An 11,936-nucleotide genomic window follows, 5' to 3' on the forward strand; every position below is an offset into this window, starting at 1 on the left:
GGTGCTCGGCGGCGAGCACCGCGGCACCGTGCATGCGCGGCTGGGCGTGGTCCTGGCCGCCGGCGGGTTCTCCGGCAACACCGAGCTGCGCCGGCAGTACTTCCCGCACGATCCCACCGGGGACAACCACTTCACCCCCACCGTCGGCCACGGCGGCGACGCGGTCACCCTGGCGCAGCAGGTGGGCGGGTACGTTGACGACGGCGTGTACTCGGTCGGTTCCTGGGCCCCGGTGACCGTGTTCAAATACCTCGGCGGCGCCCAAAGGCTCTTCCCGCACCTGCGCGCCATCGGCCTGCCGGGCCTGATCGCCGTCGACCGCGAGGGCCGGCGCTTCGGCAACGAGGCGCTGAGCTACCACGACTTCGGCGGGGCGATGATTGCCCACAACGCCGGGCTGCCGGACACCTTCGGCTGGGTGATCGCGGATGCGAAGACCATGCACAAGTACGGCATCGGCTATGCCAAGCCGTGGCCGATGCCGCGCGGCTACTTCTACCGGACCGGCTACCTGGTCCGGGGCGACTCCCTGGCCGACCTGGCCGGGAAGATCGGCGTGGACCCGGAGACCCTGGCCGAAACCGTGCGCGAATTCAACAAGGGCGCCGAAAAAGGGGAGGACCCGGCCTTCGGGCGCGGCTCCACCGAGTACAACCACTTCCGCGGGGACCCCGAGCACCGGCCCAACCCGAACCTGGCCCCGCTGGAGGAGGGCGCGTTCTACGCGGCCAAAATCCGGATGGGCGACCTGGGCACCTTTGCCGGCCTGGCCGTCAACGACCGCTCCGAGGTCGTGACAAAGGACGGCGGGGCCGTGCCGGGCCTGTACGCCGTCGGCGCGGCCGCGGTCTCCGTCTTCGGCGGCGGCTACCCCGGCTACGGCTCGCACATCGGCCCGGCCCTGGTCTTCGGCTACCGCGCCGGCCGCGACATCGCCGCCCATGCCGCCGAACGCGGTACGGTCAGGATCTAGCGGACGACGGCGGCGGCCACCCGGGGCGCGGCCGCCGCTTGCCGCCCGGGGCGGGCTACGTGCCGGTGTGCCGGTCGCGGATAATCTTGTCGATCTCGTCGCGCAGCTTGATGGCCTCGGGCAAGGTGAGGTTGATGGTCTCGCCCGTTTCCACCCAGCCGATGCTGAGCACCTCGTCGCCGGAAATGCCGGAGATGCCGACGGTCAGTGCCTTGCCGTGCACATGGGTGACGTCGCCGACCACCATGTCCCCGGCGTCGTCCTGGGCAAATTCCATCATGCTGCTCCTTGTTCAACCGCTGAACGCCATGCTAGCCATGGCCGGGCGGGGACGGTAGGCGGGACACCGCTTCAGGCGGATTCCCTGCGGGCTTCGTGCTCCGGGCAGTCCAGCTGCAGCGCGGCCGGGGCCAGGGGCTGCTGCAGCAGGTCGCAGAAGTGCGGGGCCGCGGTTCCCGGCGCGGTGTCCCGATGGAAGAACCGGCAGTTCACGCACATCCGCTGGGCGGGCACCAGCCCGTCCCGCTGGAGGCCGGCGATCATTCCCAGCAAGCCGGCGAGCAGGTGGCCTTGCTCCGCCGGCGGCAGGGCTGCCAGGTGCTCCTCCAACGGAACGTTCCAGTGCGCCAGTTCCCCGGCCAGCAGTGTGCCGGCGCCGGTCAGCGCCAGGTTCGACCGCCGCCGGTCCGCCGGGTCCGCGGCGGCAGCGACCAGGCCCCTGGACCGCAGGGTGGCGACGGCGTCGCTCACCGTCGCCCGGGTGACGCCGAGCTCCGCGGCCAGCCCGGAGGGCAGCATCCGTCCGGGCGCAGCGTGCAGGAGCAGCAGGATCCGCACGGTCAGGGCGCTCAGCCCGTGCCTGGTGGCGGCCTGCTGCAGCAGCATCCGCTGGGCCCGGTCCAGCCGCTCCAGGGCAGCGGCAATCCTGGCGGCGGTACCTACCACTGTCCGTCGCGGGTGTAGGGGCGCGACCACAGGGCCACGTGCAGCACCACGGCCTTGGTCCAGGCCTGCAGCATGGCGTCGACCTGGGCGGGGTCCTCTTCACGCTTGGCCAGGAACGGGCGGACGGTGGTGGAGATGGGGACGATCAGCGCGATCAGGTACCGCAGCGGCACCACCTCGGTGGAGCTGACATGGTCGGTCTCATTCTTACGGGCAGGCGTGTGCCGCAGCGCGATCTCCTGCTGGTAGTCCAGCCAGGCCTGATCATAGGGCCGGTTGCAGGTGTCCCGGATCCACTGGCCGAAACGCGGGCGGACGGCCTGCAGGTATTCGGCAATGGGGGCGCCGCCGGGCCGTGAAAATTGGGCCACCAGCTGCGGTTGGCCGGCCACGAAGCCATACCAGACATCGAGGATGTCCTCGACCTGGTCCTCGAGCAGCCCGCCGGCACGCCGCAGCAGCGCGGCATCCTCCTCGCCGAACGTGACGCTGGCCTTCAGTTTCTCGAGCTCGTCCAAGGTCACCGGGGAATGGGCCGCCGACCCGTAGGTATAGCCGGGAATCTGTACTTCGTCGGGCTGGGCGGCCATGGCCCCACCTTTCATTCCGCCGGGGTTGGTTAGGAATCCTTATTAATACTCCCGGCGGCACGGCCGGTCAACGCTCACTGCGGAGCCCTGCCGTAACGGTGCTCCGGCCGGCCGGTGCTGCCGTAGCGCAGCTGGATCTCGACGGCGCCGTCGTCGGCCAGGGCGGAGAGGTAGCGTTGCGCGGTGGCCCGGGAGATGCCCACCCGCCGGGCCACCTCGCTGGCCGACTGCGCGGTGCCGGGCTCGAGCGCCTCGAGCACCGAAGCTTCGGTGGCGGAACGGGCCCGGCCCGGACCGCCGCCGTCGCCCGGATGCAGCGCGTGCAGGGCACGTTCGAGCGTGTCCTGGTCCAGCACCGGTTTTTCCGCCAGCAGCCGCCGGTAGCGGGCGTAGGCGCGCAGCTTCCGGGCCAGCTGTCCGGCGTCGAACGGCTTGATCAGGTAGCCCAGGGCACCGCGCCGCAGGGCCTTGCGGACCGAGGCCGAATCCGCGGCGGCGGTCAGCATGATCACGTCCACGTCCAGGGTGCGCAGCAGGTCCAGGCCGAGGGCGTCCGGCAGGTAGACATCGAGCAGGACCAGGTCCGGGCCGGTCCCGTGCACCACGCGCAGGGCCTGCTCGGCCGAACCTACCGGCGGCAACGCCCGGAAACCCGGCACGGCATCCACGTAGCCGGCATGCAGCCGGCCCACGTGGAAGTCGTCGTCGACAATGAGCACCTGCAGCTCCTCGGTCATGGCACGTTCCCTTCCTGTACTGCAGTGGCAGGCGGGGCCACGGTCCCGGGCAGCTTCGCGCAGAACACCGCACCGGGTCCGCCGGGACGGCCGCGGTCGGCCACCCAGACATCCCCGCCGCGCCGCCGGGCCAGCTGGCGGCTCAGCGGCAGCCCGAACCCCTGTCCGTGGGCATCGGAAAGCACGTCCGCCGGCGCGCTGGAACCGCCGGCGTCGCCGGTGCCGTTGGTGCGTACGGTGTGCTCGGTCGAATAGCCTTCCACAAACAGCTGCTCCATGGTCCCGTCCCCGGCCTGGATCCCGTCGCCCGAATCGGCCACCACCAGGTGCAGCGTCCCGGATCCGTTGTCGAACTCGTCCAGCGCCTCGACCTCCACCCAGCGGTCCGGGTTGCTGCCGTGCACCGCCGCACGCACCGCATTGTCAATCAGGTTGCCGATCACGGTGGTGACGTCCTGCGGGTCGGTGACCTGTCCGCGGATCATGGTTTCCGGACCGATGCGCAGGTTCACCCCGCGCTCGGCCGCCTCCACGCCCTTGGCTCCGATGAAGGCCTGCAGGTAGGTGTCCTGCAGCAGCTCGGACTGTTCCACCGGGTACTTCAACGGTCCGGCGGCCATGATCGAGGCCAGGTAGTCGCGGGCCTGCTCCTGCTCGCCCAGGCCCAGCAGCCCGGAAATGGTATGCAGCCGGTTGGCGAATTCATGCCGCTGGGCCCGCAAGGCGGTGCTCAGCGCGCCGACGGCGTCCAGCTGCCGGGTCAGCGACTGCAGCTCGGTGCGGTCGCGCAGCATCACCACCCAGCCGAGCTCGGGTGCCGCGGCGCCGGTAGGGTCGGGACGGTAGCCCCGCCTGCCCGGGGTCCGGCTGGGCTGGACGGCGCGGGCGGTGAGGATCAGCACCCGCTGACCGGCCACCAGTTCCAGCGGCGCCGATTCCGGGGCTGCTTCGGCCAGCACGGTGCCCACCGCCGGCGGCAGCCCTGCCTGGTCCAGCGGCCGGCCCACCAGGTCCGCGGTGATGCCCAGGCCCAGCAACTGCTTGGCCTTGCGGTTGAAGACCGTAATGCGCCGGTCGGCGGAAACGCCGATCACGCCGTCGTCGACCCCGCGCAGCACCCGCCTCCTGGTCCTGGGTCAGCGCGGCGATCTCCTCCGGCTCCAGGCCCAGGGTCAGCCGCTTCAGCCGCCGGCCCAGGAGCCAGGACGCGAGCGCGCCCAGGCCCAGGGCGCCGGCCGCCGTCGCCGCCACCGGCAGGATGTTCCCGCCCAGGCTTTCCAGTACGTCCTCACTGGAGAAACCCACGCTGGCTTCGCCGACGATCCGGCCGGCGGAGCCGGGGGCATAGATGGGGACCTTGGCCCGGGCCGAATGCCCCAGGGTGCCCTGCTCCTGGGCCGTCACTTCGCGGCCGGCCAGTGCCTCGGACGGGTCGGTGCTCACCCGCTGGCCCAGCAGCGCGGGGTTCGGGTGTGCCAGCCGCAGCCCGTCGTCGTCGGTGATCACCACGAACAGCGCACCGGTGCGTGCCCGCACCTCCTCGGCCAGCGGCTGCAGCGCGCCGGCGGCCAGCACCGGACCGGAGAGCCGGCCGGGGCCGGCGGAGGCCAGGGCGGCCACTTCGGTGCGCACGGTGGAGGAGGCGGCGACGGACCGTGCCACCGCCAGTGCCTGGGCCTCCGCGTTCTCGCCGAGCCGCTGGTAGGTCAGCCAGCCGAAGACCGCGGCGGAGAAGAGCACCACCAGCGCCGTGACGGCCAGCTGGAGCAGCAGCATCCGGGCCGAGAAGGCCAGCCGGACCGGACGGCGGCTGCTGGCATCCATGGTTCTCCGCATTGTCGAGATGGCTGAGCTAAACGCGCAAAACGTGCGCAATAAGCAGTATGCACTTCAACCGGGCGAAACCGCCAGACGTGACTCGGGCCACCCTACAGTCTGTAGTGCCGGTCACAGGACCGGCCTTTGATGGAAAGGAGCCGTGGTGCTGGTTCTCCTCGGTTTTGCGATGATCGCGGTCTTCATGGCGCTGATCATGACCAAGAAGCTCACGCCGGTGCTGGCGCTGATCCTGGTCCCCACAATTTTCGGCCTGTTCGCCGGGGCAGGCCTGGGCCTGGGCGACATGGTCCTGGACTCGATGAAGTCGCTGACCTCGACGGCGGCGCTGCTGATGTTTGCGATCATCTTCTTCGGTCTGATGATCGACGTCGGCCTGTTCGACCCGCTGGTGCGCTTCATCCTGCGCACGCTGGGCAATGACCCGGCCAAGGTCGTGCTGGGCACCGCGCTGCTGGCCGCCGTCGTTTCCCTGGACGGGGACGGCTCCACCACCTTCATCCTCACTACCGCGGCCATGCTGCCGATCTACCTGCGCCTGGGCCTGAGCCCGGTGGTGCTCACCTGCGTGGCCGGGCTGGCCAACGGCACCATGAACATCGTGCCCTGGGGCGGGCCCACCGCCCGCGCCGCCGCCGCGCTGGACGTGTCACCGTCGGATGTCTTCGTGCCGATGATCCCGTCGCTGCTGGCCGGCATGGTAGTGGTGATGGTGTTCGCCTGGACGCTGGGCCTGGGCGAGCGCAAGCGGCTGGCCGGTGCCAAGCCGGAGTTCTGGGCAGGCGGCAATGACGACGCCGGCACCGCCCCGGGCGGATCCGCGCCCGGCCGCCGTCGGCCGGGATCGACCCCCGGTTCCGGTGCCCCCGCCGGCGGCGCCGTCGCCGTGCTGGAAAAGCCGGAGGTCCTGGCCGGTTCGGCCCTTGCCGATTCGGCGCTGGACCCGGACCGCCCGACGCTGCGGCCGAAGCTGTTCTGGTTCAACCTGGCCCTGACCGTGGCGGTCATGACCGTGCTGGTGCTGGACATTGTTCCGCTGGCCTTCGTCTTCATGGTCGGTGCCGCGCTGGCGCTGGTGGTCAACTTCCCGCACGTGAAGGACCAGGCCACGCAGCTGGTGGCGCACGGGAAGAGCATCGTGGCGGTGGTGTCGATGGTGATGGCCGCCGGCGTGCTCACCGGCGTGCTCAACGGCACGGGCATGGTGGATGCGATGTCCAAGTGGCTGGTGGGGATCATCCCCGAATCGATGGGCCCGTTCATGGCCGTGATCACCGGTGTGCTGAGCATCCCGATGACCTTCTTCATGAGCAACGACGCGTTCTACTTCGGCGTCCTGCCGGTGCTGAGCGAAACCGCCGCGCACTTCGGCATCGCCCCGGCGGAAATGGCCCGGGCCTCGATCACCGGCCAGCCGGTGCACATGCAGAGCCCCCTGGTGCCCGCGATCCTGCTGCTGGTCTCGCTGGCCAATGTGGAGCTGGGCGACCACCACAAGAAGGTGCTGTGGCGCTCCGCCGTCGTCGCACTGGTGATGCTCGCCGTCGGCATCCTGCTCGGCGCCATCCCCTGGGGCTGACCCCCGTTCCGTACATCGAATGAAGAATGGGCGGGCTTATGGATACCCATAAGCCCGCCCATTCTTCATTCGACGGCGTTCTTCAGCCGATGGCGGCCGATCGCGTCGACACTATGGACGTGAAGCCGCCGCTGCCGGGCGCGCCTCCACCGGCCCGGCCGGTTCCCCGAAGACCAGGTCATGGATGCGCCGGGCGATTTCCTCACCGGCCAGCACGCCGCGGGCGGCGGTGACGGCCAGTTGCGGGGCTCGGAACCCCGCCGCCTCCAGCTCACCGTGGGCGGGGCGGAGGGCGTGGTCCGCGGCCAGCAGCATGCCGCGGTCCAGCAGGGAATCACCGGCGGCAATGAGCGGGCTGCCGCCGCTGCGGACGGCGACCTCGGCGACGGCGGCTTCCTTGGTGATGGCCTCGGGCACGCAGTAGAGCTTGCGTCCCTGCAGGGACACGGTCCAGCCGCGCTCGGCGCACCACAGTTCCAGCCCGGCCAGGTCTTCGGCGGGCAGGGCATCGCGTTCCACGATCGCGTAGATGAACAGCTCCTCGGCGTCGCGCAGCCGCAGCAGCCACGGCGCGTACTCCGGCCGTGCCAGTTCGGCGGCAATTTCCGCCAAAGGAGAGCATCTACTGACCAGCTTTTGCCAGAGGTGGGCGGTCCAGGCCGGGTCCGGCACGCCGTCGACCAGGATCCGGCCGCCGTTGGTGGTGACGGCGTAGCGCGGCGGCGGGCCGGGCAGCCGGATCCGCTGGTACTGGGCCACCGTCCGGGTGGTGACCGGGACGAAGGTGCAGGCGGCGGCGACCTCCGCCAGCAGCAGTTCCGCGCCGCGGGTCAGGAAGGACAGCGGCCGGCCCTGGTAGACCTCTGCCACCGCCAGCGCGGGGGCCATCCGGTCCTCGCCCTCGAGCAGGAGCGCATTGGCCGAGTAGACCAGGGTGCGGTCCAGGTCGCAGCAGACCAGGGCGGCGCTCATCCTGCGGCCCCGGCTTCGGGCCGGATCAGTCCGATGCAGCTGTAGGGCAGGCCCGGCACCTCGACCACCGGTACCCCGCGCTGTTCGGCGAGCAGCAGCACATGGTCCAGGTCCGCCCTGGCCGCCGGGTTGGCCAGCACCTGCCACGGTACCCGGCGCAGCAGCACCCGCGTGGTTTCGCCGACACCGGGCTTGACCAGATTGGGGTTGGCGATGCCGTACTCGGCGCCGATCCGCACCACGGCCTCCCACCCGCTCCAGTCCGCGGCCGGGGCCTCGGCGAGGCGGCCGGCGGCGTCGCGCACGGCGGCCTGCCGGACCTCGGGGAACCGGGCGGTCACGGCGTCGAGGAACCGGGCCGAACGGTCCGCGCCGGCCAGCTGCGCATAGAACTTGGCGCCGTGGAAGTCCCCGGGGCCGATGTAGTCCCGGTTCAGCACCGTGCGCGAGACCAGGCCCGAGACCGTGGCGTTCAGGCAGGCCGACGGGATCAGGTAGTCCTCGCGGGTACCGAACAGGGTGGTGCAGTGCCCCGGATCCGCCAGCACGGCCAGCTCCGGACCAAAGGCGGTGCCGTGCCCGGCGGCGAAGCGCTCCAGCGCTGCCTGCAGTTCGCGGATGATGGCGCCCTTACCGGTCCAGCCGTCCACGAAGAGCACCTGCGCCGGGTCATGGTGCGCCGCCAGGTAGCGCAGCGCGGTTTCATCGATGCCGCGGCCACGGACGATGCTCATGGTGTAGTGCGGTACGTCCAGGCCGTGGAAGGCCCGGATCCAGCGTTTCATCAGCACGCCGACAGGGGTTCCGGCACGCGCGAGCGAGACCAGCACGGGGCGGCGGTCCCGGACCGCCAGCGCCAGTTCGGATACGGCACCGACGGCCTGCGCCACCCGGCCGGCGGAGCGTTCCAGCGCCGCCTCGAAGATCTGCAGGTACTCCGCGGACGGGTGGTATTCCACCGGCAGCGACTCGGCGTAGTGCGCGGTGCCGGCCTGGATGGCGCGTTCGCGCTCGGCCGTGGGGGCCTCCAGCTGCACCTGGCTCAGGTCCTTCAGCAGCCAGGACACCTCCGCGGCGGCATAGGACCCGAAGTCCGGCCCGTGCAGCGGAGCCGGAAAGGCGGCCGGGACCGCCGTCGGGGCCTGGTCCGCGCTGCCGGACAGCCGGACCACGAGGACGCGGTCGCAGACGCTGCGCAGGGCCGCGGTCAGGCTGCCGGGGCCGGTGAGGTCCGCCGGATCCGTGCCCGGTTCGGGCACGACGACGATGGTGCCGTAGTGCGCGCCGGTGCAGTTGACGTTGTACGCATAGCGCGGGCCGGGCCCGTCGATGGTCCTGTCATGGCTGGCGAAGGCCAGGACGCTGTTGATGGCGTAGTCCGGCCGGTCCAGGGCCACGATGGGGGAGCGGGTGGTGGAGGAGAACCGCACGCGCGTCCCGGGAAGCTGTGCGTTTAGCCAGTCCGCCAGCAGCAGGGGCAGATGCAGGTGCTCCTCGGTACCCAGCACCAGGATGCCTTCGGCGCGCTGGGCGGGGGACAGGGCCGCCAGGACGTGTTCCCCGCCGGCAGCGGCCGCGTCCGCAGCGGTGCCGAAGGACGAAGGCTCGCTGCCGTAGCGGTCGGGCACGGGCCCGGCCGCCACCGGCAGCAGCGTGGGTACGACGCCGCCGTCGGGCACCGGGAGTTCTTCGGGCGGCAGGCCGTCCAGGTGCAGCCGGGCCCGTTCGAGCACATCCGGGGGCAGTGCCACCGAACCCCGGGCCAGGGCTACGGTGCGGATCCGGGTTCCCAGCTCGGCGGCCACGGCGTCGAACCGGGCCCGGTCGTCGCCGGTGCGCAGGTCCACCAGGGAGGCCACCACGTACTGTTCCCGCGGTGCGGCTGCATGCAGCGCGCGGATCGTATTGACGATGGTGGCCCCGGTGCTCAGCTCGTCGTCCACCAGTACCAGCACCGCAGCGTCGTCGAGCCGGGACCGGTCCGCCGGCAGCAGCCGGTGGGAGGTGGCGTGGGAGTGCTCTTCCTCGAAGGCGCCGTACGGGACGGTGCCGTTGCCGGTGTGCCGGGTCGAATGCAGGTAGTAGGAGCCGATGGCCCCGGCGACCAGGCGGCCCAGCCCGGTCGCCGTCTCCGCATAGCCGAGGGTGGCTGCGTCCGGGTGCCTGGTCTTCAGCGGGGCCAGCAGGGCACGGGCGCGGCGCAGGCACCATGACCGCTCTGCCGCAGCCTCCGGGGAACCGGTGCCGTCGGACACCAGCCGCAGCACCGTGCCCAGCGCTGCCGCGGCTTCCCGCACCACCGCTGCGCTGTCTTCCGGGGCGTGCTCCGGCCCGCCGTCCAGGGCCGCGGCCACGAGCACCCCGAGCAGTTCGCCGGCGGCGATCACCAGCCCGGGATCGCTGGGCACGTGCTTGCCGAGCACCCGTGAGACCAGCAGGTGCGCCCGCTTGGGGTTGCGGCGCAGTGCCAGGCCCACCAGGTCGCGCACGTCGAAGAGACTGTCCTCCGTGTCCGGGTCAATGACAACATTCAGCAGGGTGCCGACATGGCCTCCGGTCCACGGGCCTACGGCCGTGTCCGCCCCCGGTCCTCCGCCCGGTGCAAAAGTCACTGCATGCTCGCTTCCAGCAGGTCCACAAAACCGATATCCGGAGCCGCCACGCCGAACGCGGCGGCCTTGAACAGGGTCCGTTCGGCCCAGGCCCGGTGGGGCTTGATCTCGTTCATCTTGTTGCTGTACGGAGAGGCCTTGGCGCCGCCGTTTGCCGGGTCCACGATGTCCCGGGCATCCAGGAATTCCTCGTGGCTGACTACCGAGAGGGCATGGACCACCGGCACATGGCTGGGATGGATGACGGTCTTGCCGAGCAGGCCGTTGGCATGGTCCAGCTCGGTTTCCCGGATCAGCCCGTCCAGGTTGGCCCGGAGCAGGCGCTGGCGCAGGGCGGTCTCGTCCGCGTCCTCGAACGGCGTGGCACGCAGCTGCGGGCGCAGCAGCCGCTCGGTATTGACGAAGTGCTCCCAGACCGGACCGGTGATCACCAGCCCGTCGCCGGGGCGGCCGAGGATGTTCACGATGTCCGCGATCACCGAGGCCACGACCTGGACGTCGTAGATGGTCAGGTCGCGGGAGCGCCGCAGCCCGAAGGCGCTGGAGAAGTCCGTGGCCCCGATCCTGACCGCCAGGACGTCCTCGCGGTGCTGTTTGATCACGTCGTAGAGACGGGCCAGGGCCCGGGTCCTGGTTTCCCGGTGGATGATGGCCGGGGATTCCAGGATCGGCATCACCCACAGCCGGTGCCCGGGCACGGCCAGCCGGCGCACTTCCCCGAGCGCATCGAAGTACCGTTCGGCCAGCCCGGTCTCGTTCTCGAACTTGGGGATGGAGAAACCGGAGATGACCTGCAGCGCCTCGCCGCCGCGGCGGGCCAGCCGAAGCATCTGCTCCGGGCTGCGCGTGCGGATGAACAGCATTGGCAGCTCGGGCGCGTCCGGCTCCGTGCCGCGCTCGTGCAGCCGCCGCAGGGCGGCCAGGACATTGTCCTCGGCCGGGGCCAGGTCCTGGTCGGGGACGGAATCTTCCAGGCAGAGGACCTGGCTGACGCAGCCGCGCGCGCCGAGCTTGGCGATGTCCTTGGCCAGGTCCGGCCGGGTGCCGGGGCTGTACAGGGTGGCGCCGAGGCCGACGGCGAGCAGCGCCGGATCCGCATCGAGGCCGAGCCGGGCGGGCCTGCGGTAAAAGAGCCGGGAGAGCTGGTCTTCGCCGAGGAAGCTGAAATGCCGCACCGGTCAGCCGGCCCAGCCGTTGGCCGGCAGCGCGACGGACATGCGGAAGCCGAAGGCCTGCCACAGGGCGACGTCGGCGGCCTCGGCAGGTGCCGGGTCCGTGCGCAGCTCCAGTACCGGGCCGATCCGCGACACGAGCAGGACGTTGCGGTGATCATGCTCCGGCGGCAGGACCACCGAGGCGCCGCCGTAGAGCCGGACGGCCAGCGGGGCGTCGGGAGGTGCAATGAACAGTGCCCGGCGGAATTCCTTCAGGTGCCGCAGGGCAATCAGTGCCTCGCCGTCCTCGAGGTCCACCAGCGGCCGGTTGCCCGTAGTGGGCACGGGCCTGCCGGCCTTGCGGCCGTCCGCGGTCGCGGCGCCGGTGATGCGCCCGGAGGATTCCCAGGCGATCGAGACGGCACCGCTCACGCGCAGGCTGCCGACGGCGGACTGGCGCGGGTTGAGCCGGACCAGCGGACGGGTGCGCGTCAGCTCGTGCAGCTGGTCCGTGGACGGGGCCGGGAACAGGCGCTGC

10 protein-coding genes and 1 pseudogene are annotated in these 11,936 nt (G+C 71.3%); 2 read left to right on the top strand and 9 right to left on the bottom strand.

Going from position 1 to position 11,936, the window contains the following annotated elements:
- Positions 1-973, top strand: a 973-nt coding sequence (locus ACFQ36_RS16350; RefSeq protein ID WP_377015427.1) for an FAD-binding protein, incomplete at its 5' end; no start/stop codon positions are given.
- A gap of 55 nt (positions 974-1,028) precedes the next feature.
- Here the strand turns inward: ACFQ36_RS16350 and ACFQ36_RS16355 are convergent.
- The 5 genes and pseudogenes from ACFQ36_RS16355 to ACFQ36_RS16375 form a co-directional block, all read right to left on the bottom strand.
- Positions 1,029-1,253 (bottom strand): hypothetical protein, encoded by a 225-nt coding sequence (locus tag ACFQ36_RS16355; protein ID WP_377015429.1) that lies wholly within the window; start codon positions 1,251-1,253, stop codon positions 1,029-1,031.
- A gap of 71 nt (positions 1,254-1,324) precedes the next feature.
- The gene (locus tag ACFQ36_RS16360) at positions 1,325-1,918 is read right to left on the bottom strand and encodes a MarR family winged helix-turn-helix transcriptional regulator (protein WP_377015431.1); all 594 of its coding nucleotides are present in this window, start codon (positions 1,916-1,918) and stop codon (positions 1,325-1,327) included.
- Positions 1,912-2,508 (bottom strand): protoglobin domain-containing protein, encoded by a 597-nt coding sequence (locus ACFQ36_RS16365; RefSeq protein ID WP_377015433.1) that lies wholly within the window; start codon positions 2,506-2,508, stop codon positions 1,912-1,914. The genes ACFQ36_RS16360 and ACFQ36_RS16365 overlap by 7 nt, the downstream gene beginning before the upstream one ends.
- Before the next feature lie 74 nt (positions 2,509-2,582).
- Positions 2,583-3,245: a response regulator gene (locus ACFQ36_RS16370; RefSeq protein WP_377015435.1), complete on the bottom strand. Its 663-nt coding sequence runs from the start codon at positions 3,243-3,245 to the stop codon at positions 2,583-2,585.
- Positions 3,242-5,069: pseudogene (locus ACFQ36_RS16375) on the bottom strand (ATP-binding protein). The gene ACFQ36_RS16370 and the pseudogene ACFQ36_RS16375 overlap by 4 nt, the downstream one beginning before the upstream one ends.
- Before the next feature lie 157 nt (positions 5,070-5,226).
- On the opposite strand from ACFQ36_RS16375, the gene ACFQ36_RS16380 reads away from it, so the two are divergent.
- Complete coding sequence (locus ACFQ36_RS16380) at positions 5,227-6,660, top strand: CitMHS family transporter (RefSeq protein ID WP_377015444.1); 1,434 nt, start codon at positions 5,227-5,229, stop codon at positions 6,658-6,660.
- Between the two features lie 111 nt (positions 6,661-6,771).
- Here ACFQ36_RS16380 and ACFQ36_RS16385 read toward each other — a convergent pair whose 3' ends face one another.
- From ACFQ36_RS16385 to ACFQ36_RS16400, 4 genes are all read right to left on the bottom strand, one after another.
- A complete protein-coding gene (locus tag ACFQ36_RS16385) occupies positions 6,772-7,632 on the bottom strand; it encodes an HAD family hydrolase (protein WP_377015437.1) in 861 nt (286 codons plus the stop codon).
- Positions 7,629-10,244, bottom strand: coding sequence for a phosphoribosyltransferase domain-containing protein (locus ACFQ36_RS16390; RefSeq protein WP_377015439.1), 2,616 nt, complete (start codon positions 10,242-10,244; stop codon positions 7,629-7,631). Before ACFQ36_RS16390 ends, ACFQ36_RS16385 begins: the two co-directional genes overlap by 4 nt.
- Complete coding sequence (locus ACFQ36_RS16395) at positions 10,241-11,419, bottom strand: HpcH/HpaI aldolase/citrate lyase family protein (RefSeq protein WP_377015441.1); 1,179 nt, start codon at positions 11,417-11,419, stop codon at positions 10,241-10,243. The genes ACFQ36_RS16390 and ACFQ36_RS16395 overlap by 4 nt, the downstream gene beginning before the upstream one ends.
- 3 nt (positions 11,420-11,422) lie before the next feature.
- On the bottom strand, positions 11,423-11,936 hold a 514-nt coding region (locus tag ACFQ36_RS16400), incomplete at its 5' end, for a hypothetical protein (RefSeq protein WP_377015443.1).

It is taken from the genome of Arthrobacter sp. GCM10027362 (genome assembly GCF_042679445.1).
GTDB lineage: Bacteria > Actinomycetota > Actinomycetes > Actinomycetales > Micrococcaceae > Crystallibacter.

Bases quoted from the DNA above. Each gene is read 5' to 3' on its own strand.
- ACFQ36_RS16355 (WP_377015429.1), bottom strand. From the start codon at position 1,253: ATGATGGAATTTGCCCAGGACGACGCCGGGGACATGGTGGTCGGCGAC.
- ACFQ36_RS16365 (WP_377015433.1), bottom strand. From the start codon at position 2,508: ATGGCCGCCCAGCCCGACGAAGTACAGATTCCCGGCTATACCTACGGG.
- ACFQ36_RS16370 (WP_377015435.1), bottom strand. From the start codon at position 3,245: ATGACCGAGGAGCTGCAGGTGCTCATTGTCGACGACGACTTCCACGTG.
- ACFQ36_RS16385 (WP_377015437.1), bottom strand. From the start codon at position 7,632: ATGAGCGCCGCCCTGGTCTGCTGCGACCTGGACCGCACCCTGGTCTAC.